This window comes from Mediterraneibacter sp. 210702-DFI.5.30 (assembly GCF_020560115.1).
Lineage (GTDB): Bacteria > Bacillota > Clostridia > Lachnospirales > Lachnospiraceae > Mediterraneibacter > Mediterraneibacter faecis.
Map to the genome: position 1 here is coordinate 56223 of NZ_JAJCME010000012.1, position 24701 is coordinate 80923.

A 24701-nucleotide genomic window follows, 5' to 3' on the forward strand; every position below is an offset into this window, starting at 1 on the left:
ACCCTGAAAAAGGGTGTTCATATTCCGTGATAATGCAAAAGAGAAAGGGGAACTGTAATATGCAGATTACAGATGTACGTGTACGTAAAGTTGCGAAAGAGGGAAAGTTAAAAGCAGTAGTATCTATCACAATTGATGAGGAGTTTGTTGTTCATGATATCAAAGTGATCGAAGGTGAAAAGGGGCTTTTCATTGCAATGCCAAGTAAAAAAGCATTAGATGGTGAGTATCGTGATATCGCACATCCGATCAATTCAGGAACAAGAGAACGAATTCAGTCAACAATTCTTGCAAGATATCAGCAGGCACTTGAAGAAGAGACGGAGCCGTTGGTTGTTGACGAGATGTAGGGTATTGTGGTGCTGCTCTTATTTGGATAAATGACAGGTAAAGGCAGGGCTAATACAATAGATAGGAAACAGGCGAAAGGAAAAGTGCAGTGATTGCCCGATCACTGCACTTTTCCTTTTGTCTTATAAATGAAAAACCATTTTTTCACCGGTTGTCGGATGTGTGAATTCCAGTCGATAGGCACAAAGCATTAACTGTCGTGAAGTGCATGCGGCAGTGCCATATTTCCGATCCCCGATCAGAGGGTGTCCGGCATGTGCAAACTGCACGCGGATCTGATGATGACGCCCGGTATCCAGATGAATTTCCAGTTGGGAAAAAGGTTCACCAGAAGGAAGTGTATCTGTATGGATTACTTTATAATGAAGTCGTGCATACTTTGCATCAGGCACATTTTCTTCACAGACACGGGAGGTGTTGGTTCGTCCGTCTTTTACAAGATAGTCTTCCAGAGTTCCTTCGCTGTGTTCGAAAATGCCTAAAGCCTGTGCACGGTAATATTTCCCAAAACCAGATGTGGTAAGCTGGCGGGAAAGTTCCTTTGCGGCAGCAGGTGTTTTTGCAAAAACAAGAAGTCCTTCTACCGGTTGGTCCAGCCGATGGATGACAGCAAGATAAGGTTCGCGTGAAGCGTTTTTTTTAGCAGTATTTTTTATCAGATGATTTTTTAAAATACTGACCATATCTTTTGTGCCAATGCGGCTGCTCTGGGTAGGAACTCCAGCAGGTTTATGACAGACGATAATATCCTTGTCCTCATATATTATTTCAGGGGTAAGTGATGAAATCATAGTTGTCTCCTTCTTTCTTGACAATCGATAAAGTTGCGTCTAAACTGAGAATTAATAATGTTATAATGATACATGATGCAAACGAATCAGGTCAAGCTTTTAAGGAGAACATCAATGAATAATGACTGGGAACATTTTGGAGAAGAGATAAAGCAGACAATACAGGATGCAATTGATACAAAGGATTACAGCAGATTGAATCAGATGGTGTCTGATACGGTGAACCATGCGATGGACTGCGTCTCGGCAGGGATTAAAAACGGTGGCTGGTACAGAGATCCGAAGACCGGACAGCCATTATATGGAAATAAAAAGAATACCGGAAGCAGATCAGGTGCAGAAAACCAGAGGTATCGTCCGAATCAGGGACCGAAGATGTCGGAAATGAGAAATTATAGTCAGAATCATCCGGTACCGGTGAGTCCAAGATATCTCAAAGGAACTTCGGTAAAGATCGGCGGAACTTTTCTGGCAGCGACAGGAGCTGTATTTGGATTGACCTCTGTTATTTTTCTTATCATCACTTTGATTGGAAGTGTGATCACAGCGTTTGATGTAGTCAGTGGTCTGATTATTGGAATTTTTGCAGTTGCTTTTATATCTTTTGCAGTGATGACTTATGTAGGAGTAGATATGGTACGTACGGTGGGAAGGTTTCGCCAATATGTATCTGTTCTGAGAGACCGGGAATTTTGTGATATTAAGGAAATTGCTTCTGTGACAGGGCGAGATGTCAGAAAGGTTCTGAAAGATGTGAAAAAAATGATTACAAAAGGCTGGTTCTGTCAGGGACATCTGGATGAGAAAGAATCCTGCCTGATGGTCAGTGAACATGCATGGAATCAGTATACAGCTCTTATGGAAGACATGAAACAGCGCAAGGCAGAGGAGCAGGCTGCTCAGAAAAAGATGCGGGAAGAGTATGACAGACTTTCACCGGAAGTACAGAAGATCGTACAGGCAGGAGATGAATATGTGAGAAGGATCAAGGCAGCGAATGACGCAATTCCGGGAGAAGTGATTTCGGCAAAGATTTCCCGCATGGAACTGCTCGTGGATCGTATTTTTGACCGCGTGGAGCAGAATCCGGATTCTGTGAATGATATGCGAAGAATGATGGATTATTATCTTCCGACAACGATGAAACTTCTTGAAGCGTATGAAGAGCTGGATGCACAGCCGGTACAGGGAGAAAATATCATTTCTTCCAAGAAAGAGATTGAAGATACGATAGATACATTGAATATTGCATTTGAGAAATTACTGGACAGCCTGTTCCAGGATACAGCATGGGATGTATCTTCAGATATTTCAGTACTTCATACAATGCTTGCGCAGGAAGGTCTGACAGAAGACGGACTGAAGAAATAATGATATCCCAAACAGACAATGAATCAAAACAGTTACAAACAGAAATGGAGGATTGCTATGAGTGATGCATTCAAGGATGTAAGTACAGTGCCGACACTGACACTGGAACCGTTTCAAGCGGAAGAAGAAAAGAAAACGGCGGTGCAGCCGGAAGAACCGAAGCTGGATGATACGATCCTGACAGAAGAAGAGCGCAGGATGGTAGATGCATTTGCACAGCAGATCGATCTGACGAATTCTTCTATGATTCTTCAGTATGGCGCAGGTACACAGAAAAAGATGGCAGATTTCTCAGAAAGTGCTTTGGAAAATGTGAAGTCAAAGGATCTGGGAGAAGTTGGTACACTGCTTACGAATGTTGTAACTGAACTGAAGAGCTTTGATGAAGAAGAGAGCAAAGGATTTCTTGGAATATTTAAGAAAGCATCGAATAAAGTTGAATCTATGAAAGCAAAGTATTCGAAAGCCGAAGAAAATGTGAATCAGATCGTGAAAGCACTGGACAACCATCAGGTGCAGCTTTTAAAAGATGTTGCGATACTCGATAAAATGTATGATCTGAATCTTACTTATTTTAAAGAGCTTTCTATGTATATTCTTGCAGGAAAGAAAAAACTGGAAGAAGTAAGAAGCACACAGCTTGCTGAATTGATGAGCAAAGCTCAGGTAAGCGGTCTCCCGGAAGATGCGCAGGCAGCAAAAGATCTGGATTCGATGTGCAACCGTTTTGAAAAGAAGTTACATGATCTTGAACTGACGAGAATGATTTCCATCCAGACCGCACCACAGATCCGTCTGGTTCAGAATAATGATACACAGATGGTAGAGAAGATCCAGTCTACAATCGTGAATACGATTCCGTTGTGGAAGAGTCAGATGCTTCTCGCACTTGGAGTAGAACATTCTTCACAGGCGGCGGCAGCACAGAGACAGGTGACGGATATGACAAATGAACTGTTGAAGAAGAATGCGGAGACATTAAAAATATCCACAATTGAGACTGCAAAAGAGTCTGAAAGAGGAATTGCAGATCTCGAGACATTAAAAGCAACAAATGAATCACTGATCTCTACATTGGATGAAGTGATGAACATTCAGAGAGAAGGAAGAGAAAAACGCCGGGAAGCGGAGGCGGAACTTCGCAATATGGAAAATGAATTGAAAGCAAAGCTTCTGGAAATCAGAGGATAAAGCTTTTTGGCTTGACAGCGGGTGTTTTATCAGTTAGAATTTCATTTGATAACTGACGTTGAACGGGAATAGTAGATACGCAGCATGCTTCAGAGAGAAGGCGGCAGGTGAGAGCCTTTGCATTACGGTATGGAACCGGCCCGGGAGTCCCTGTATGAAAGTACAGCGTAGGTCCTGCGTTAAAGGAGAAGAAAGTGAATGCAGATACAGAGATCATTTGTGTTGGTTTTGATTATAGGATGGATGTATTGCATTAATTAGGGTGGTACCGCCGGAGATATTCGGTCCCTATCGTGGGGATGCGATATCCCGGCGATTTTTTATATTAAAGTAAAAGCAAACTGCTGTCAGGGGCAGCAATGCAAAAAAACAAAAAGGAGAAGAACAATGGCAAAGAAATTAGTACAGAATATCACTGCCAGAGAAGAAGATTTTGCTCAGTGGTATACAGACGTTGTGCGTGAAGCAAAACTGTGTGATTATTCAGGTGTTAAAGGATGTATGAACTACCTTCCGAACGGATATGCTCTGTGGGAGAATATTCAGAAGAACCTGGATGCACGTTTCAAAGAGACAGGAGTAGAGAATGTATACCTTCCGGTTATGATCCCGGAAAGCCTTCTTCAGAAAGAAAAGGATCATATCGAAGGATTTGCACCGGAAGTTGCATGGGTAACACATGGTGGACTGGAAGAACTTCAGGAAAGATTCTGTATCCGTCCTACATCTGAGACACTGTTCTGTGATGTCTGGAGCAAGACAGTTCAGTCTTACCGTGATCTTCCTAAGGTGTGGAATCAGTGGTGTTCCGTTCTTCGTTGGGAGAAGACAACAAGACCATTCCTTCGTTCCAGAGAGTTCCTGTGGCAGGAAGGACATACAATCCATGCAACATACGAAGAAGCAGAAGAGCGTACAAAACAGATGTGGAGAGTCTACAGAGACTTTGCACAGGATGTTCTTGCAATCCCGGTAGTTTCCGGACGTAAGACAGAGAGTGAGAAATTCGCAGGAGCACAGGATACTTATACAATCGAAGCGCTGATGCATGATGGAAAAGCACTCCAGTCAGCAACAAGTCACTTCTTCGGAAGCTCCTTCCCAAGTGCATTCGGTATTCAGTATTCAGATAAGAATAACGAACTTCATGAAGTATACGAGACATCCTGGGGACTGTCTACAAGAATCATCGGTGCGCTGATCATGGTACACGGAGATGACAGTGGACTTGTTATTCCACCAAGAATCGCACCGGTGCAGACAATGATCATTCCGATCGCTCAGCATAAAGAAGGTGTTCTTGATAAGGCAAATGAACTTGTTGATACACTGAAGGCAGCAGGATACAAAGTGAAAATCGACGATTCTGACAAAGCACCTGGATGGAAGTTCAGCGGACAGGAGATCCTTGGAATCCCGACACGTATCGAGATCGGACCGAAAGACATCGAGAACAATCAGGCAGTTATCGTACGCCGTGATACAAGAGAGAAGATCGTTGTTTCTCTGGATGAGCTTACAACAAAACTTGCTGAAGTTCTTGAGACAATGCAGAACGATATGTTCGAAAGAGCAAAAGCATTCCTTGATTCTCATATCAATGAAGCAACAACAATGGATGAGATGAATGAGAAGTTCAATGAGAACCTTGGATTCATCAAAGCAATGTGGTGTGGAGACGAAGCCTGTGAAGATGAGATCAAAGCTCAGACAGGCGGAGCTACATCTAGATGTATTCCAGAAGAGGAAGAACATCTTTCAGATGTATGTGTATGCTGCGGAAAACCGGCGAAGCATATGGTATACTGGGGCAAGGCATACTAATTCATTTCGTTGAAAATAAAGAAGAGATTTACTTTCATAGTTGCTAGAAAAAAGAATTTGATTTAATAACAAATAACAGATGGTTTCTTAAGAAAAAAAGAGAGTGCCATCTGTTATTTTTGTATGGAAAATAATACGAAAAATAATATGGAAAATGCGAAAAAAGCCTTGACTTTCGGCGCTAAACGTAATAAACTAAACGAGCGTGTGGAAAAAGGCAATGTCTTTTTGATGCGCAAATAAGGATAATGACTTAATTATCCGCAGCCCCTTGAGGCATAAGCCCAAGGTAACGAATAATTCATAGGAGGTGAAAAGAATGCCAACATTTAACCAGTTAGTTAGAAAAGGACGTCAGACTTCTGAGAAGAAATCTACAGCACCGGCACTTCAGAAAGGATACAACTCCCTGAAGAAACGTGCAACTGATGTTTCTGCACCACAGAAGAGAGGTGTATGTACAGCAGTTAAGACAGCTACACCTAAGAAGCCTAACTCAGCTCTGAGAAAGATCGCCAGAGTTCGTCTGTCAAACGGAATCGAAGTAACAAGCTACATTCCAGGTGAAGGACACAACCTTCAGGAGCATAGCGTTGTTATGATCCGTGGAGGAAGAGTTAAGGACCTGCCAGGTACAAGATACCACATTATCCGTGGAACACTTGATACAGCAGGTGTTGCTAAGAGAAGACAGGCTCGTTCTAAATACGGTGCTAAGAGACCGAAAGACGCTAAATAAGAAGTCGCGGATTGCAGTATAGTATTTTAGATAAGTGTAACTAATAGTTAAATCGTATCACAAACAGAACTATGATTAGTCGTAGGTTGCGGATGCTATATAGATTTCGCGGCTGCGAGCACATGGAATGTGATCTCATAGAAAGACACATGTGAGTACCGATGAATTAATCCCGGAAAAACCGGAAAATATGATTAAGGAGGGAAGGACCGTGCCACGTAAAGGACATACTCAGAAGAGAGATGTATTAGCGGATCCAATATACAACAATAAAGTTGTTACCAAACTTATCAACAACATCATGCTTGATGGTAAGAAAGGCGTAGCACAGAAGATTGTATACGGAGCATTTGAAAGAGTAGAAGCTAAGGCTGAGAAGCCGGCTATTGAAGTGTTTGAAGAGGCTATGAACAACATGATGCCAGTTCTTGAAGTTAAAGCAAGACGTATCGGTGGAGCAACATACCAGGTACCGATCGAGGTTAGAGCTGACAGAAGACAGGCACTCGCACTTCGCTGGTTAACTATGTATTCACGTCAGAGAGGCGAGAAGACACAGGAAGAAAGACTGGCAAACGAGATTCTTGATGCAGCTAACAACACAGGTGGAGCTGTTAAGAGAAAAGAAGATATGCACAAGATGGCAGAAGCAAACAAGGCGTTTGCTCACTATCGTTTCTAATTATTTTAGGAGGAAAAAATCTTGGCTGGAAGAGAATATCCATTAGAGAGAACCAGAAATATCGGTATTATGGCTCATATTGATGCTGGTAAGACTACACTGACAGAGCGTATTCTTTACTATACCGGTGTTAACTATAAGATTGGTGATACTCACGAAGGTACTGCTACTATGGACTGGATGGAACAGGAGCAGGAAAGAGGTATCACAATTACTTCAGCCGCTACAACATGTCATTGGACATTGGAAGAGAAGACAAAAGTGAAACCGGGCGCTTTAGAGCATCGTATCAATATCATTGATACTCCGGGACACGTTGACTTCACTGTAGAGGTTGAGCGTTCACTCCGTGTACTTGATGGAGCTGTCGGCGTATTCTGTGCTAAGGGTGGTGTTGAGCCGCAGTCAGAAAACGTATGGCGTCAGGCAGACACATACAACGTACCACGTATGGCATTCATCAATAAGATGGACATCCTTGGTGCTGATTTCTACAATGCTGTAGATCAGATCAAGACAAGACTTGGAAAGAACGCTATTTGTCTTCAGCTTCCAATCGGAAAAGAAGACGAATTCAAAGGAATCATCGATCTGTTCGAGATGCAGGCCTACATCTACAATGATGAGAAGGGGGAAGACATCACTGTAACAGATATTCCGGAAGAGATGCAGGATGAAGCTGAGCTTTATCACACAGAACTCGTAGAGAAAATCTGTGAGCTGGATGATGACCTTATGATGGAATACCTTGAGGGTGAAGAACCTTCTATCGATGCAATGAAAGCAGTTCTGAGAAAAGCTACATGTGAGTGTACAGCTGTTCCGGTATGCTGCGGTACTGCATACAGAAACAAAGGTGTTCAGAAACTCCTTGATGCAATCATCGAGTTTATGCCGGCTCCAACAGACATCCCGGCAATCGAGGGTGTTGATGAAGACGGAAACGAAGTAGTAAGACACTCTTCTGATGAAGAGCCGTTCTCTGCTCTCGTATTTAAGATCATGACAGACCCATTCGTAGGTAAGCTTGCTTACTTCCGTGTGTATTCAGGTGTTATGAACTCCGGTTCTTATGTACTGAATGCTACTAAAAATAAAAAAGAGCGTGTTGGACGTATCCTTCAGATGCATGCCAACAAGCGTGAAGAGCTGGATAAAGTATATTCAGGAGATATCGCTGCAGCAATCGGATTCAAGTTCTCTACAACAGGAGATACAATCTGCGACGAGCAGCATCCAGTAATTCTTGAGTCCATGGAATTCCCAGAGCCAGTTATTGAGCTCGCTATCGAGCCTAAGACAAAGGCTTCACAGGGAAAACTTGGAGAGTCTCTTGCAAAACTTGCAGAAGAAGACCCGACATTCCGTGCTCATACAGATAAAGAAACTGGACAGACAATCATTGCTGGTATGGGTGAGCTTCATCTTGAGATCATCGTAGACAGACTTCTTCGTGAGTTCAAGGTAGAGGCTAACGTAGGTGCACCTCAGGTTGCTTACAAAGAGTCCATTACAAAAGCAGTTGATATCGACAGCAAGTATGCAAAACAGTCTGGTGGACGTGGACAGTATGGACACTGTAAAGTTAAATTCGAGCCAATGGATGTCAACGGTGAGGAGACATACAAGTTCGAGTCTACTGTAGTTGGTGGAGCTATTCCGAAGGAATACATCCCGGCAGTAGGTGAAGGTATTGAAGAAGCTATGAAGTCTGGTATCCTTGGAGGATTTCCTGTAGTTGGTGTTTACGCTAACGTATACGACGGATCTTACCATGAAGTCGATTCCAGTGAGATGGCATTCCACATCGCTGGTTCCCTTGCATTCAAGGATGCTATGAAACAGGGCGCACCTGTACTTCTTGAGCCTATCATGAAGGTAGAGGTTACAATGCCTGAAGAATATATGGGAGATATCATCGGAGACCTGAACTCACGTCGTGGACGTATTGAAGGTATGGATGATCTCGGTGGCGGAAAGATCGTACGTGCGTACGTTCCTCTGTCAGAAATGTTTGGATACTCTACAGATCTTCGTTCCAGAACACAGGGACGTGGTAACTACTCAATGTTCTTTGAGAAATACGAGCCAGTACCGAAGTCTGTACAGGAGAAAGTATTATCCAACAAAAATGCCTAAAATATCATAAAAGGCTTGAAAATCGGCTAAGTTTGAAATATAATCAAACTTAGCCAGGTTTAAAATAGAAAACCAAAACAAGGTTGCCCCATTGAGGGTTATATTTTTAAGGAGGATATTCAAAATGGCAAAGGCTAAATTTGAAAGAACAAAACCGCATTGTAATATCGGTACTATCGGACACGTTGACCATGGTAAAACAACTCTTACAGCTGCTATCACAAAAGTACTTTCTCACAGAGTAGAAGGTAACGCATCTGTAGATTTCGAGAACATCGATAAGGCTCCAGAAGAAAGAGAGCGTGGAATCACAATCTCTACAGCACACGTTGAGTATGAGACAGCTAACCGTCACTACGCACACGTTGACTGCCCAGGACATGCTGACTACGTTAAGAACATGATCACAGGAGCAGCTCAGATGGACGGAGCTATCCTTGTTGTAGCTGCAACAGACGGAGTTATGGCTCAGACTAAAGAGCATATTCTTCTGTCCCGTCAGGTTAACGTACCATATATCGTTGTATTCATGAACAAATGTGACATGGTAGACGACGAAGAGCTTCTTGAACTCGTAGAGATGGAGATCCGTGAAGTACTTAACGAGTATGACTTCCCAGGAGATGACACACCGATCATCCAGGGATCAGCTCTTAAGGCTCTTGAAGATCCAGACGGAGAGTGGGGAGACAAGATCATGGAACTCATGGACGCTGTTGATACATGGATCCCAACACCAGAGCGTGCTACAGACAAGCCATTCCTTATGCCAGTAGAGGACGTATTCTCTATCACAGGACGTGGAACAGTTGCAACTGGTAGAGTAGAGCGTGGAACACTTCACGTATCTGACGAAGTTGAAATCATCGGTATCCACGAGGACGTTAAGAAGACTGTTGTAACAGGAATCGAGATGTTCCGTAAGCTTCTTGATGAGGCTCAGGCTGGAGATAACATCGGAGCACTTCTTCGTGGTATTCAGAGAACAGAGATCGAAAGAGGACAGGTTCTTATCAAACCAGGTACAGTAAGCTGCCATAAGAAATTCACATGCCAGGTTTACGTACTGACAAAAGACGAGGGTGGACGTCATACTCCATTCTTCAACAACTACCGTCCACAGTTCTACTTCAGAACAACAGACGTAACAGGTGTTTGCGAGCTTCCAGAAGGAATCGAGATGTGTATGCCTGGAGATAACGTAGAGATGACAGTTGAACTGATCCATCCAGTAGCTATGGAGGAAGGTCTTCGTTTCGCTATCCGTGAAGGTGGACGTACAGTAGGATCAGGTACAGTTGCTTCAATCATCGAGTAATTAATATCTAGATAGATTTAATATCGATACTTAAAATGAAATATGCCCGCAGGACTTCGGTTCTGCGGGCTTTTCTATTAGTGCGCAAATATACAAAAAAGTATTATCTTAAATATGTTGTGCTTTGAAAAATCCTATTGAAACTGCCCGCATTTCTCAGTATAATATCACTATATTAGGAAATACTTTGAAAAACGTCTGTTAGGGAAGATTCTCTAACGGACGTTTTTGGGGATAATCAAAATCATATGGCTAATGGGAGGAATTTATGGATAAGGCATATTTAAAGCGGGCAAGTACCGTTGCAAAGGTCATTTTTGGAAACGTTTTCTATGCGTTTGTAATCAAACTTTTTCTTTTACCGGGGAATCTGATGACAGGAGGAACAACCGGTATTGGTCTGGTAGTGAAGCATTTTACGGGAGCATCAATTTCTGGATTTGTCTTAGCATTTAATATTGTGATGCTGATAGTTGGAGTGATTTTTCTTGGTAAGAAATTTGCACTGACGACAATTCTCAGTTCTTTCACATATCCAATTGCATTGGAAGCGGCCAATCATATTTTTGGGGATCTGGTGATCACGGATAATCCAATGCTGAATACGATTTTTGCCGGACTTGGAATCGGGATTGGACTTGGTATTGTAATTCGAACGGGAGCTTCTACCGGAGGTATGGATATTCCACCGTTGATTTTGAATAAGTATTTTCGAATTCCGGTGTCAGTGAGTCTGAATGTATTTGATATATTGATTCTGTTACCGCAGATTCTATATAATCCTCCGGAACGCGTTTTATACGGAATTTTACTGGTAATAATCTACACGACAGTGTTGGACAAAGTGTTAGTGATGGGAAATACCAAGACGGAAGTGAAGATTATCAGCAAACATGTGGAAGAAGTACGTCAGGCAATTCTTGCACAGGTAGACAGAGGCGTGACGATGCTGTATGGGGAAGGCGGTTACAAACAGGAACAAACGCAGATTGTATTGAGTATTGTGTCTAATCGAGAACTTCCACAGGTTGAGAAACTGATCAGACAGATTGATCCGGAGGCATTTATGATCATCAGCAGAGTTACAGAGGTACGAGGAAGAGGATTCTCTTTGAGCAAACACTACGGAGAAGAGGAAGACTGCTGATGCTGCAAAAACAGTACTGTAGATTAAACATTTATAGAATTTAGGAAGAACAGTTGTATGTTAAATAAAAAAGATTTCTTAAAATACGCATCAAAATTAGCCTTTCCGATCATGATTCAAAATTTGATTGGAACATTGGTAAATATTGCCGATACGGTAATGCTTGGATACGTAAGCCAGACGGCGATGTCAGCTTCATCACTTGCGAACCAGTATACGTTTATTCTGTTCTGCTTATATTACGGTATGGCTACAGGAACTTCGGTTCTGTGTGCCCAGTATTGGGGAAAAGGGGATAAAAAGACAGTAGAAAAGATTCTCGGTCTGGCGGAACGGATTTCACTGATCGTCTCGCTTATATTTTTCGTTATTTCCTTTACTATGCCGGTTACGGTTATGAAGATTTTCACAAATAGTCCGGACACGATTGCTGCCGGAAGTGAGTATTTGAAAGTGATTTCATTTTCATTTATGTTTATGGGGTTCTCACAGGTTTTTATGAGCGCTCTTCGAAGTATTGGAAAAATAATGCTGCCTTCTATTACGTACATTGTTTCTCTTTGTGTCAATGTACTTTGTAATGCCACCTTTATCTTTGGTCTGTTTGGATTTCCAAAGCTTGGCGTTACAGGTGTTGCACTTGGTACTGTGATTGCCAGAATTACAGAGGTATTAATTTGTCTTATTTATTCCTTAAACAGTTCAGATGTCAGATTCAGGATAAAACATTTTTTCGCAAAATCAGGAATCTTGTTTCAGGACTTTATGAAAATTGCCACTCCAGCCGTGATAAATGATGTTGTCTGGAGTTTTGCCACTTCAGCATTTGCAGCAATTCTTGGGCATATCGGAGATGACATGGTTGCCGCAAATGCGGTTGCTGTTATGGTGGTAAATATTGGTGCTATTGCCTGCCGCGGTTTTGCAAATGCTACGACTATCATTATCAGCCAGGAGTTAGGAAAAGATCAAATTGATACAGCCGGAGAATACGGAAAACGGATGCTTAGGATAACACTTGCTGTAAGCCTGATCGGATGCGTTATCATTCTGGCGATTCGTCCTCTGATACTGGACTTCTATCGGGATAAATTGACCGAGACTGCCCTTTCTTATCTTAGCATTTTTATAATTATGACAACCTGGCGTCTTGTGGGAGAAGGGATTAATACCTGCCTTATATGCGGTTGTTTCAGAGGTGGTGGAGATTCCAGATTTGGAATGATCGTAGATTCCATATTTATGTGGCTTGTTGCAGTTCCGGCAACTTTCCTTGCAGCATATGTTTTTAAATTACCGCCTGTCTGGGTTTACTTTGTAATGACTTTAGATGAGTTCGAGAAAATGCCCGTGGTATTTATTCACTATTTCAGAAAGAAATGGCTTACAAATATTACCAGAGATTTTGATTGAGGAGAAGTATGATCATGTCAAAAGATGAATATCTAATCACAGATGCGCCCTTGAAAGCGTTAACTGTTTTTGCAATGCCTATGATCTTAGGCAGTTTTTTTCAGCAGATATATAATATGGCTGATTCGATTATTGTCGGTCAGTTTGTTGGTTCTTCGGCACTTGCGGCTGTCGGTGCCTGTGCTGCACTTACGAATGTTTTCATTTGCGTAGCTCTGGGCGCCGGTGTAGGCGCAGGTGTACTCGTAAGCCGTTATTTTGGAGCCAGAGATTATGGTAAAATGAAAACAATTGTGTCGACATCGCTGATCAGCTTTTTAGTCCTGAGCATACTACTTGGAATCTTTGGTTTTTGCTTTTCACATTCAATGATGAGTTTATTACAAACACCTCCTGATATACTGGATGAAGCAGTACTGTATCTGCGGGTTTATTTTGTGGGATTCCCATTTCTGTTTATGTACAACATCCTTTCAACGATGTTTACTTCCATCGGTGAATCCAGAATTCCGTTGGTTCTTCTGATTTTTTCATCTGTATTAAATATTTTTATGGATCTTTGGATGGTAGCCGGACTTGGTCTCGGCGTATTTGGTGCGGCTCTGGCAACGCTTATTGCACAGGGGATTTCCGCAGTATTTTCATTTCTGATTTTCCTTTATAGAATGAGACGGTATAAATGTCAGTTTGAATGGTTTGACGGCCAGGAGTTATATTCGATGCTTCAAATTGCCATACCGTCAGTTCTCCAGCAGTCTACAGTGTCAATCGGTATGATGATCGTACAGGCAGTTGTAAATCCATTTGGTACACAGGCACTCGCAGGTTATTCAGCAACGATGCGAGTGGAAAATGTTTTTTCACTGATTTTTGTATCCATCGGCAATGCGATTTCGCCGTATATATCCCAGAATCTTGGTGCAAAGAAAATCGAACGGCTTAAAAAAGGCTATCATGCGGCACTGGTGTTAGATCTATGTTTCGCAGTCCTTGCTTTTCTGGTCATTGAATCACTGCACAACCAGATTTCTTCCTTATTCCTTGGAAAAGATGGAACAGCTTTAGCGTATCAGGTATCCGGTGATTATATGAGATGGCTCGGATATTTTTTCATCTTTATGGGTATTAAGATGGCAACCGATGGTGTTCTTCGCGGACTTGGAATCATGCGTCCGTTTCTCATTGCGAATATGGTAAATCTTGCGATCCGTTTGTCTGTCGCTTTGATTTGTGCACCGCGGTTCGGAATTGCATTTGTCTGGCTTGCAGTACCGGCCGGATGGCTTGCAAACTTCCTGATTTCCTATGCAGCACTCAGAAAATCATGGCCGATTGAGGAAGATAAAGGAGCAATATCATGCAGAAAATACTAATTGTAGAAGACGATACAAATATTAATAACTTGCTTCAGGAGGCATTATCCAAAGAAGGCTATTCCTGTGAGCAGGCATTTTCCGGGACCGAAGCAAAGCTGCTTCTAAATATGCAGGATCATGATTACGCACTTGTTCTGCTGGATCTGATGCTGCCCGGAATTCCAGGTGAGGCGGTTCTGGAGGAAATACGGAAAAAGGGAAATCTTCCGGTTATTGTGTTGACTGCAAAAGACAGCCTGGATGAAAAGGTAGAAGTTTTAACGAGCGGAGCGGATGATTATATAACGAAACCATTTGAAATCAGGGAAGTGCTGGCAAGAGTTCAGGTACAGCTCCGTCATAAAGAAGAAAAGGAAGCAGAGGAACAGTATACGCTTTCATTTAAAGATATGCTATTAAACAGAAATACATTTCAGGTTGAAATTGCTGGAAAGATACTTCCGAAGATCACAAAACAGGAGTTTGCGATTTTAGAATTACTGCTCAGGAATCCAAAACAGGTTTTCAGTAAAGAGGATATTTTCGAATATGCCTGGGACGAACCTTATATGGGTGAGACGAAGACATTGGACGTACATATCAGCAACATCCGCAAGAAAATCAAACAAGTGACTTCGGAGGAATACATTGAGACAGTATGGGGAATTGGTTATCGTCTTCATGCGTAATCTTTACTCTTTTTTTACTATTTATTTGCGTTTGATTAGGATTCATCTTTTATGATAAATGCAGATAAGAAAAAGGAGATGAAAAATTTGAGTGAGATGTTATTGGAAACACGAGGGCTGACGAAGCGGTATGGACATCATAAAGCTGTGGACAGTGTCAGCATGCATATTAAAAAGGGCGCTATCTATGGATTTATCGGACGAAATGGAGCCGGGAAGACGACTTGCCTGAAGATGATCAGTGGACTTTCCAGGCCAACGAGTGGAGAGATTGAGATCTTCGGATACAAGGGAAAGGATTTACAGAAAGTCCGCTCCCGTGTGGGATGTCTGATTGAAGCACCGGGATTATATGGAAATATGACCGCATATGAAAATCTGAATATCAAATGCAAGCTGTTTGGGATAAAGAAAGCAGGTTACATTGAAGAGATATTGAAAACAGTAGGTCTGGAGCATGTGGGACGGAAAAAGACAAAACACTTTTCTCTTGGAATGAAACAACGTCTGGGAATCGGTCTTGCGTTGGTTGGAGAACCGGATCTGTTAGTCCTTGATGAACCGATCAATGGGTTGGATCCACAGGGAATTGCTGAGGTCCGGGACACGATTCAGAGACTTCAGAAAGAGAGGAATATGACGATTTGCATTTCCAGTCATATACTGGAGGAATTATCGAAGATTGCTACCGATTATGGAATCATTCACAATGGAAGTTTATTGCAGGAGCTTACGAGAGAAGAATTAATGCGAAGATGCAGTGAGCGGATGGAATTAACACTGGCTGATCCGAAGCTGGCAATTCCGGTGCTGGATGCTATGGGATTTACGAATTATCAGGTAACAGACAAAGAACATATTCACATTTTTGAACGTCTGAATGAAAGCGCAGCGTTGAATATGGAGCTTGCAAAGGCAGGAATTCCGGTAAAAGGGCTTTCTATAACGAGTGAAGAACTGGAAACGTATTTCCTGAATCTGACAGGAGGTGCCAGCCATGCTTAATATGATAAAAATGGATTTGTACCGGATGTTTCGGACCAAAAGTATGTATGTAGTATGGATCGTGCTGGCTGTGTCAGTACTGTTTACAACGTTTATGTGTAAAACAGATTATGATTTATTAAGTAAAGAAGATACCGTGCGGCAGGAGCAGTTTGCGGAACCGACTGCGGAGAATATTAATGTGGGAATGATGGTGACACTGCCGACAGAACCGGGAGAAAAGGTTACGGTGTATGACATTTTCTTTGCAAATTCTCAGGGAAAATTTTATGCGTTGTTTCTGGTGATTTTTGCTGTGATGTTTTCAACAGCGGATATTGGAAGCGGTTATATTAAAAATATTGGCGGCCAGGTTCAAAAAAGAGGAACACTGATTTTTTCCAGATCTATTGCGTTGGCGGTCTTTACGGTGCTGACAATGGCAGGTGCATTCTTACTCCAGGGAGCTGCGAACTATATAGTATTCAAAGAATTGACGTTGGGAAGTTCAAAAGCTATTCTGTCTTATTTCCTGACGGAGCTGGCACTTCATTATGCACTCGTGTTGATCTGCATGGCGATTGCAATTATTCTGAAAAATAATGTGATCAGCATGGTCATCGCGATTTGTCTTACAATGAATATAATGAGTATCGTATACGGATTAATAAACAGTGCTGTTCGGAAAATGGGAATCCAGAATTTCCAGATTTATAAGTATACGATAACCGGGAAATTATCACTGCTTCCTATGAATCCAAGTGGAAATGAGTGTCTGGCAGCATTCGGCGTGGCAATTGTGTTTGCTGTCATAATGATAGCTGCAAGCAGTGCTGTTTTTCAAAAGAGGGATATTTAGCGGATGTATATCGTAATTGGAATATTAGCAGGAATTATCATTTTACAATTTATTATTATGTGGAAATATCAGCGGCAGGTGAAGGACATCTGCCGCCAATTGGCGTTCTTGATGAAACATGACAGTAACATGTTGATTCAACGCGAGTTTGATTTGGGTGGAATCGGAACGCTTTCAGACAGATTGAATGAACTTCTGGAATTACAAAGAAAAGAGAAGCAGCGTTATCAGGAGAAAGAAGCTTTGATCGCGGATACTTATACGAATCTTTCCCATGATATCCGGACACCGCTGACATCTCTGGATGGATATTTTCAGCTTATGGAAGAATGCGAAAATGTCGAAGACCAGAGACGTTATCTGAATATTATTCATGAAAGAATACACAGTCTGAATGAAATGCTGGAAGAACTTTTCATGTTCACAAAGTTAAAAAATGAATCCTATAGTCTGGAACTGACGCCTTGCTGTATCAACCGGATTCTGAAAGAAACGGTGTTTTCCTATTATGATGACTGGGTAAGAAGGGGAATCCAGCCGGATATTCAGATTACAGAAGAACTGTTGTCCATAGCCGGAAATAAACAAGGACTCCACCGTGTTATTCAGAATGTAATTAAAAATGGCCTGGATCATGGAGAAAAGAAGATAAGTATTGTGTTAGAGCGCAAGCAGGAGCATGCAGTATTGCGAATCAGGAATCAGGTGATACATTCGGAGCAGATTGATATAGAACATGTCTTTGACAGATTTTATAAAGCGGATGTGGCAAGGAGCAAAACATCTACCGGATTGGGACTATCTATTGCAAAGGAACTTGTGAAACGTATGAATGGAGAAATCAGCGCAAAGACAGAGAAAAATGAGTTTATTATTGAGATGAGATTTCCGCTTTCTATCTAAAAAATCAGTAAAAATTGCACTTTATTGAGTTACAATGCTGAATTGCGAAAATTTAGATTTACCGAAACACTGAAATATGTTAATATGGTAGCAGTTATTTCAAAACTATAGATCAGATTGAAGGAGGTCTTTACATGATTAAATTGTACGAGAATGGCGTATATCTTCTCAATGGAACAGAGATAGTAGAAGACACAGGAAATGTGCAGGTTCCGCTGACGAAGGAAGAAGCCGCTCAGAACACAATGGCATATGGTATTTTAAAGGCACACAATACATCCGAGAACATGGAGCGTCTGCAGATCCGTTTTGATAAGCTGACATCCCATGACATTACATTTGTTGGAATTATCCAGACAGCACGTGCATCAGGACTTGAGAAGTTCCCGATGCCGTATGTACTTACAAATTGTCATAACAGTCTTTGTGCAGTTGGTGGAACAATCAACGAAGATGATCATATGTTTGGATTAACTTGTGCGAAGAAGTACGGCGGTATGTATGTACCACCGCATCAGGCAGTTATCCATCAGTTTGCCCGTGAGATGCTTGCAGGCGGAGGAAAGATGATCCTTGGATCTGACAGCCATACACGTTACGGAGCACTCGGAACGATGGCTATGGGTGAAGGTGGACCGGAGCTTGTGAAACAGCTTCTGAACAAGACTTATGATATTAAGATGCCGGGCGTGATCGGAATCTACTTAGACGGAGAGCCGATGAAAGGTGTAGGACCGCAGGACGTTGCTCTTGCAATCATCGGAGCTACATTCAAGAATGGCTATGTGAATAACAAGGTTATGGAGTTTGTTGGACCTGGAGTCAGCAAGCTTAGTGCAGATTTCCGTATCGGAATCGACGTTATGACAACAGAGACAACTTGTCTGTCTTCTATCTGGAAAACAGATGAGAAGATTCAGGAGTTCTATGATATTCACGGAAGAAGTGAAGATTACAAAGAACTGAATCCTGGAGCAGTTACATATTATGACGGTATGGTTTATGTGAACTTAAGCGAGATCAAGCCAATGATCGCAATGCCGTTCCACCCAAGCAATGTTTATACAATTGATGAACTGAACGCAAATCTGGCAGACATCCTTCATGATGTAGAGCAGAAAGCACTTGTAAGTCTTGACGGTGCAGTTGATTACTCTCTGCAGGATAAGATCAGAAACGGTAAGTTCTATGTAGAGCAGGGAATCATCGCAGGATGTGCAGGTGGTGGATTTGAAAATATCTGTGCAGCTGCAGATATCATCAAAGGAAAGAACATCGGAGCAGATGAATTTACATTCAGCGTTTACCCGGCAAGTACACCGATTTATATGGAACTTGTTAAGAATGGTGCAATTGCAGATCTTATGGAAGCAGGAACTGTTGTGAAGACAGCATTCTGTGGACCGTGCTTCGGAGCAGGAGATACTCCGGCGAATAACGCATTCTCTATCCGTCATACAACAAGAAACTTCCCGAACCGTGAAGGAAGTAAGCTGCAGAACGGACAGATCTCTTCTGTAGCACTGATGGATGCTCGTTCTATCGCAGCAACAGCAGCAAACAAGGGATTCTTAACACCGGCAACAGCAATGGATGTAGAGTACAAAGGACAGAAATATCACTTTGATAAGAACATTTATGCAAACCGTGTATTTGACAGCAAGGGCGTTGCTGATCCAAGCGTTGAGATTAAATTTGGACCAAACATTAAGGACTGGCCGGCAATGTCAGCACTTCCACAGAACCTGCTTGTGAAGGTTGTATCTGAGATCCATGATCCTGTTACAACAACAGATGAGCTGATTCCGTCCGGAGAGACATCTTCTTACCGTTCTAATCCACTGGGACTTGCAGAGTTCGCTCTTTCAAGAAAAGATCCTGCATACGTCGGACGTGCGAAAGAAGTACAGAAAGCTCAGAAAGCAATTGAAGCAGATGAATGTCCGGTAGATGCACTTGCAGAACTGAAACCGGTGATGGATAAGATTCACGAGACATATCCGGAAGTTGGCAAGGGTAACCTTGGTGTCGGAAGTACAATCTTCGCAGTAAAACCAGGAGACGGATCTGCTCGTGAGCAGGCAGCTTCCTGTCAGAAAGTACTTGGAGGATGGGCAAACATCGCAACAGAGTATGCAACAAAGCGTTATCGTTCCAACCTGATCAACTGGGGAATGCTCCCATTCCTGACAGAAGAAGATCATGAAGCACTTTCCTTCAAGAACGGAGATTACATCTTTGTTCCTAATGTGAGAAAAGCAGTAGAAGAGAAAGCGGATGTGATCAAAGCTTATGTTGTAGGTGATGAACTCAAAGAACTGAACCTTAAGCTGGGAGATCTTACAGACGCAGAGCGTGAGATCATTCTTGACGGATGTCTGATCAATTACTATAGAAATCATTAGTCAATCATTAAATATGATAAAATGAAAGAAAAGCGGCGAGATATGGGGAATGACCTGTATCTCGCTGCTTTTATCTTGCTAATTAAATTTTCACATGCTAGTATTAAAACGAAATAAAATGTAACACGTTAAGGTATAAGAATGAAAAAATCTGCTTATGAAATGTCTGATTTAGTTAGTTGTGCGGAACTTGAGAACCTTGGACATTGGGGCGATGGATGTATTATATGAAGACGGAAAGAATTATTTGTGGTAAAATAAAGCACAAGATTAGAAATATTGAAAATAGGCGGTAAATAAAATGATATTTGATACACATGCGCATTATGATGATGAGCAGTTTGACACAGACAGAGATGAGCTACTAAGCAGTATGGCAGCAGGCGGCGTTGGAACAATTGTGGATGCAGCGGCGACAGTAGAGTCCTGGGATAAGATAGTAGAACTCGCAGAGAAGTATTCATTTATATATGGATCAGTAGGTGTACATCCGGACGAAGTCGGTGCACTGAATGAAGAGAATTTCGCTCGAATGAGAGAATTATTAAAGAAAGAAAAGATCGTTGCGGTTGGCGAGATCGGACTTGATTATTATTGGGATAAAGAAGGGCATGATCTGCAGAAACATTGGTTCATCAGACAGCTGGATCTTGCGCGAGAGATGAACAAACCTGTGATGATCCATAGCCGTGAGGCGGCAGCTGATACGATGGAAATTATGAAAGAACATGGAAAAGGACTCAAAGGTGTGATACACTGTTATTCTTACAGCCTTGAGATGGCGCGAGAATATGTAAAGATGGGATATTACATCGGAGTCGGCGGTGTTGTGACATTCAAGAACTCAAAGAAGTTAAAAGAGATTGTAGAAGAAATTCCACTGGAGTCAATTGTTCTTGAGACAGACTGTCCGTATCTGGCACCGACACCATTCAGAGGAAAGAGAAATTCGTCCTTGTACCTGCCATATGTTGTAGAAGCGATCGCAGAGCTAAAAGGCATTTCTGCGGAGCAGGTGATCGAACAGACAGAGAAGAATGCAAGGGATTTATATCAATTATAAGAAATGGAGAGATGAGATGAAAGAACCAACACTTGGAAATCCACAGAATACGATAGAAGTATTACAGAAATATAATTTCGTATTCCAGAAAAAGTTCGGTCAGAACTTTCTGATCGATACACATGTACTGGACAAAATTATTGCGGCAGCAGAGATTACAAAAGATGATTTTGTATTGGAAATCGGACCGGGAATCGGAACGATGACACAGTATCTGGCATGTGCAGCGAGAAAAGTTGTTGCAGTTGAGATTGACAAGGCACTGATTCCGATTCTGGAAGATACGCTTTCAGATTATGACAATGCCCGGGTTATTAACAATGACGTTCTGAAAGTAGATATTGCAAAGCTTGCAGAAGAGGAAAATGGAGGAAAACCGATCAAGGTTGTGGCCAACCTGCCATATTACATTACAACGCCGATCATTATGGGACTTTTTGAGAATCATGTTCCGATCAAGAGTATTACAGTTATGGTTCAGAAAGAAGTTGCAGACCGTATGCAGGTGGGACCGGGAACGAAGGACTATGGTGCACTGTCTCTGGCTGTGCAATATTATGCGAAACCATATATTGTAGCAAATGTACCACCGAACTGCTTTATGCCTCGTCCGAAGGTTGGATCTGCGGTAATCCGTCTGGAACGTTATGAAGAACCACCGGTGAAGGTAAAGGATGAAAAGCTTATGTTCCGTATTATCCGTGCCTCCTTTAACCAGAGAAGAAAGACTTTGGCAAATGGACTGAAGAATTCGGCAGAACTTGACTACACGAAGGAAGAAATCGAGGCAGCGATTGAAGCACTCGGAAGAGGAGCATCTATTCGAGGGGAAGCCCTTACGCTGGAAGAATTTGCAAAGCTGGCAGATTTTCTTTATGATTGCAGATAAAATAATATTAAAGGAATTTACAAAGTTGCTGTTTACAAAAATGTAGTGGACAGCAACTTTATTCTTCTTCACTTTTTGATTCATAAAGATTTAATATTCAGTTAATTGTTTACTAGACGGATATCTAGTATAATTAAAAGATAAAAGACATTAGAAGAAACAAGAGAAGGAGGAAGAGCCCATGGCCAAAGATATTAACAGCATATTTTTTGACATCACTCCGGAGATTGAAGAACTTGCTCTGAAATGTGAAACGAACAATGCAATTGACAAAGAACTCTATACCAAATACGAGGTAAAAAGAGGACTTCGAGATTTGAACGGTAAAGGTGTACTTGCCGGATTGACGAATATATCCGATGTGTGTGCAACAAAGATTGTAGACGGTGTATCCGTACCGTGTGCAGGTAATCTTTATTACAGAGGTTACAATATTAAAGATCTTGTAAGCGGATTCCTTGAGGCGAAACATTTTGGATTTGAGGAGATTGCATATCTGCTTCTTTTTGGAGAGCTTCCGAATCAGAAGGAACTTGAGAATTTTAAGGATATGATAGCTGACCGCCGGATGCTTCCACCGAATTTTGTACGTGACGTGATCATGAAGGCTCCGAGCCGTGATATGATGAACAGTATTACAAGAAGTATTCTTCAGCTTTATTCTTACGATGACAAAGCGGATGATACCAGCATTCCGAATGTACTTCGTCAGAGTCTGAACCTGATCAGCCAGTTCCCAATGCTTATGGTTTACAGCTATCTTGCTTACAATTATAAAATGGGTGAAGACCTGTATATTTATGCACCGAAGAAAGAACTGTCTATGGCAGAGAATATTCTGATGATGCTCAGAGAAGATCGTCAGTATACAGAACTTGAGGCGAAGATCCTTGATATGGCTCTTGTTCTTCATATGGATCACGGCGGTGGTAACAACTCAACATTTACAACGCATGTTGTTACATCTTCAGGAACAGATACTTATTCTACAATGGCAGCAGCTATGGCGTCCTTGAAAGGACCAAAACATGGTGGTGCGAACGTGAAAGTAACACAGATGTTTGAAGATATGAAGATGCAGCTGACAGACTGGCAGGATGATGATCAGATCAGAGCTTACCTTGAGGCACTGCTGGAGAAGAGAGCGTTTGATAAGAGAGGCCTGATCTATGGAATGGGACATGCGATTTATTCTGTATCCGACCCAAGAGCGGAGATCTTCAAGAAGTTTGTAAAGCAGCTTGCATATGAAAAGGGCCACGAGGCAGAATATGCACTGTATGAGAAAGTAGAGAAGATGGCACCGGAGATCATTAGCGAGAGACGTAAGATGTATAAAGGTGTTAATGCGAACGTAGATTTCTACAGTGGACTTGTTTATAGCATGCTTGATCTTCCACCGGCATTATATACTCCAATTTTTGCGGCAGCACGTATCGTTGGATGGAGTGCACACAGACTGGAAGAGTTGAAGAATGTAGATAAGATCATACGTCCGGCTTATAAGCCGCTTGCACCATATCGTGATTATATCAAATTAGATGACAGGTAGTGAATGAACGATGAGAGATGAGTTTTATTTCCCTTCAAAGGATGGCAATACGGAGATCCATACGATTGAGTGGAAACCGGAAGGAGAAGTGAAAGCTGTCCTGCAGTTAAGCCATGGAATGGTGGAATATATTAAGAGATACGATGAATTTGCAGAATTCATGTGTAGTCATGGATATTATGTCGTTGGAAACGATCATTTAGGGCATGGAAAATCTGTGCAGAGCAAGTCGGAGTATGGATTTTTTAATGAAAAATATGGAAATGCATGCGTGATCGGAGATATGCATACACTTCGTCAGCGGACGATGAAGAAATATCCGGATGTACCTTACTTTATGTTAGGACATAGCATGGGCTCAAGTCTTTTGCGCCAGTATGTACAGATGTATGGAAATGGGCTGGCGGGAGCAATGTTTATCGGAGTTGTAGCAGATCAGCAGAGAGCGACACTTCAGTTTGGAAGAAGATTGTGTAGGACACTGGCGATGTTCCGTGGCTGGCATTATAAAAGTAAACTGGTGGATAGAATGGCAGTCGGTGCCTATAATAGGAAATTCAAGAATCCAAAGACACGCGCGGACTGGGTAACCAGTGATGAAGAACATCTGGAAAAATATATTTCAGATCCACTGTGCTCCTTTGTCTTTACAGTGAACGCGTATTATAGCATGTTTACCGGGATGCTTATAATGGAGAAAAAAGAAAGTATCTATATGATTCCGAAGCAGCTTCCAATCCTTTTCGCAGCCGGTGCCGAAGATCCGGTTGGAGGATTCGGAAAAGGCGTAAGGAAGGTTTATGAGAAATACAAAGCGGCCGGAATTCAGGACATCGGTCTAAGACTGTATGCCGGTGATCGTCATGAACTGCTCAACGAGACAGATCGGGAGCAGGTATATGAAGATCTTCTCGAGTGGATGGAAGAACGTAGAAAAATAAATTATTAGTTTATATTTTTTCATAATCTGTTTATATTTTTTCGTCTTCTTTAAGAAAGCACTCATACTTTTGACACATTTTCCGGATATACTAAT

Annotated in this window: 21 protein-coding genes and 1 other annotated feature; of the genes, 20 read left to right on the plus strand and 1 reads right to left on the minus strand. The window is 42.0% G+C overall.

All coding sequences use genetic code 11. From position 1 onward, the window contains the following. Positions 1 to 59 precede the first annotated feature (59 nt). Positions 60 to 350: a septation regulator SpoVG gene (gene spoVG, locus LI126_RS11910; RefSeq protein WP_227165461.1), complete on the plus strand. Its 291-nt coding sequence runs from the start codon at positions 60 to 62 to the stop codon at positions 348 to 350. A 123-nt stretch (positions 351 to 473) separates the two neighbouring features. On the opposite strand, the gene LI126_RS11915 is transcribed toward spoVG, so the two are convergent. Next, on the minus strand, positions 474 to 1142 hold the full coding sequence (locus tag LI126_RS11915) for an RluA family pseudouridine synthase (protein WP_227165462.1): 669 nt from the start codon (positions 1140 to 1142) through the stop codon (positions 474 to 476). 114 nt (positions 1143 to 1256) lie between these two features. Here LI126_RS11915 and LI126_RS11920 point away from each other — a divergent pair, with 114 nt between their 5' ends. The 19 genes from LI126_RS11920 (at position 1257) to LI126_RS12010 (ending at position 24614) form a co-directional block, all read left to right on the plus strand. Beyond that, positions 1257 to 2513: a 5-bromo-4-chloroindolyl phosphate hydrolysis family protein gene (locus LI126_RS11920; protein ID WP_227165463.1), complete on the plus strand. Its 1257-nt coding sequence runs from the start codon at positions 1257 to 1259 to the stop codon at positions 2511 to 2513. A gap of 57 nt (positions 2514 to 2570) precedes the next feature. Then, complete coding sequence (locus tag LI126_RS11925; protein ID WP_227165464.1) at positions 2571 to 3704, plus strand: toxic anion resistance protein; 1134 nt, start codon at positions 2571 to 2573, stop codon at positions 3702 to 3704. A 49-nt stretch (positions 3705 to 3753) separates the two neighbouring features. Then, positions 3754 to 3997 (plus strand) — a binding site (T-box leader). Positions 3998 to 4091: 94 nt separating this feature from the next. After that, the gene (gene proS / locus LI126_RS11930) at positions 4092 to 5528 is read left to right on the plus strand and encodes a proline--tRNA ligase (protein ID WP_015528678.1); all 1437 of its coding nucleotides are present in this window, start codon (positions 4092 to 4094) and stop codon (positions 5526 to 5528) included. 319 nt (positions 5529 to 5847) lie between these two features. Further along, a complete protein-coding gene (rpsL, locus tag LI126_RS11935; RefSeq protein WP_004847546.1) occupies positions 5848 to 6267 on the plus strand; it encodes a 30S ribosomal protein S12 in 420 nt (139 codons plus the stop codon). 211 nt (positions 6268 to 6478) lie between these two features. Continuing rightward, complete coding sequence (rpsG, locus tag LI126_RS11940) at positions 6479 to 6949, plus strand: 30S ribosomal protein S7 (RefSeq protein ID WP_020437196.1); 471 nt, start codon at positions 6479 to 6481, stop codon at positions 6947 to 6949. 21 nt (positions 6950 to 6970) lie between these two features. Then, complete coding sequence (fusA, locus tag LI126_RS11945) at positions 6971 to 9088, plus strand: elongation factor G (protein WP_226901228.1); 2118 nt, start codon at positions 6971 to 6973, stop codon at positions 9086 to 9088. A gap of 124 nt (positions 9089 to 9212) precedes the next feature. Further along, positions 9213 to 10406 carry an elongation factor Tu gene (gene tuf, locus LI126_RS11950; protein ID WP_020437194.1) on the plus strand — a complete coding sequence of 398 codons (1194 nt, stop codon included), beginning with the start codon at positions 9213 to 9215 and terminating at the stop codon, positions 10404 to 10406. 268 nt (positions 10407 to 10674) lie between these two features. After that, entirely contained in the window at positions 10675 to 11553 is an 879-nt protein-coding gene (locus LI126_RS11955) for a YitT family protein (protein WP_118107267.1), read from the plus strand. A 57-nt stretch (positions 11554 to 11610) separates the two neighbouring features. Then, on the plus strand, positions 11611 to 12966 hold the full coding sequence (locus LI126_RS11960; protein WP_227165465.1) for an MATE family efflux transporter: 1356 nt from the start codon (positions 11611 to 11613) through the stop codon (positions 12964 to 12966). A gap of 14 nt (positions 12967 to 12980) precedes the next feature. Beyond that, positions 12981 to 14339 (plus strand): MATE family efflux transporter, encoded by a 1359-nt coding sequence (locus LI126_RS11965; protein WP_117861191.1) that lies wholly within the window; start codon positions 12981 to 12983, stop codon positions 14337 to 14339. Continuing rightward, positions 14324 to 15010, plus strand: a complete 687-nt coding sequence (locus tag LI126_RS11970) for a response regulator transcription factor (protein ID WP_227165466.1) — start codon at positions 14324 to 14326, stop codon at positions 15008 to 15010. The genes LI126_RS11965 and LI126_RS11970 overlap by 16 nt, the downstream gene beginning before the upstream one ends. A gap of 51 nt (positions 15011 to 15061) precedes the next feature. Beyond that, positions 15062 to 16015: an ABC transporter ATP-binding protein gene (locus tag LI126_RS11975; protein ID WP_020436326.1), complete on the plus strand. Its 954-nt coding sequence runs from the start codon at positions 15062 to 15064 to the stop codon at positions 16013 to 16015. Further along, positions 16008 to 16853 (plus strand): ABC transporter permease, encoded by an 846-nt coding sequence (locus tag LI126_RS11980; RefSeq protein WP_020436327.1) that lies wholly within the window; start codon positions 16008 to 16010, stop codon positions 16851 to 16853. The genes LI126_RS11975 and LI126_RS11980 overlap by 8 nt, the downstream gene beginning before the upstream one ends. Positions 16854 to 16856: 3 nt before the next feature. Continuing rightward, positions 16857 to 17756 carry a sensor histidine kinase gene (locus tag LI126_RS11985; protein ID WP_020436328.1) on the plus strand — a complete coding sequence of 300 codons (900 nt, stop codon included), beginning with the start codon at positions 16857 to 16859 and terminating at the stop codon, positions 17754 to 17756. 134 nt (positions 17757 to 17890) lie between these two features. After that, the gene (locus LI126_RS11990) at positions 17891 to 20161 is read left to right on the plus strand and encodes a hydratase (RefSeq protein WP_015528694.1); all 2271 of its coding nucleotides are present in this window, start codon (positions 17891 to 17893) and stop codon (positions 20159 to 20161) included. 301 nt (positions 20162 to 20462) lie between these two features. Continuing rightward, the gene (locus LI126_RS11995; protein ID WP_054753133.1) at positions 20463 to 21224 is read left to right on the plus strand and encodes a TatD family hydrolase; all 762 of its coding nucleotides are present in this window, start codon (positions 20463 to 20465) and stop codon (positions 21222 to 21224) included. A gap of 16 nt (positions 21225 to 21240) precedes the next feature. Continuing rightward, a complete protein-coding gene (rsmA, locus tag LI126_RS12000; protein WP_020436330.1) occupies positions 21241 to 22113 on the plus strand; it encodes a 16S rRNA (adenine(1518)-N(6)/adenine(1519)-N(6))-dimethyltransferase RsmA in 873 nt (290 codons plus the stop codon). A gap of 181 nt (positions 22114 to 22294) precedes the next feature. Beyond that, entirely contained in the window at positions 22295 to 23665 is a 1371-nt protein-coding gene (locus LI126_RS12005; protein ID WP_227165467.1) for a citrate/2-methylcitrate synthase, read from the plus strand. 10 nt (positions 23666 to 23675) lie between these two features. Further along, complete coding sequence (locus tag LI126_RS12010) at positions 23676 to 24614, plus strand: alpha/beta fold hydrolase (protein ID WP_227165468.1); 939 nt, start codon at positions 23676 to 23678, stop codon at positions 24612 to 24614. The last annotated feature ends 87 nt before the right edge of the window (positions 24615 to 24701 follow it).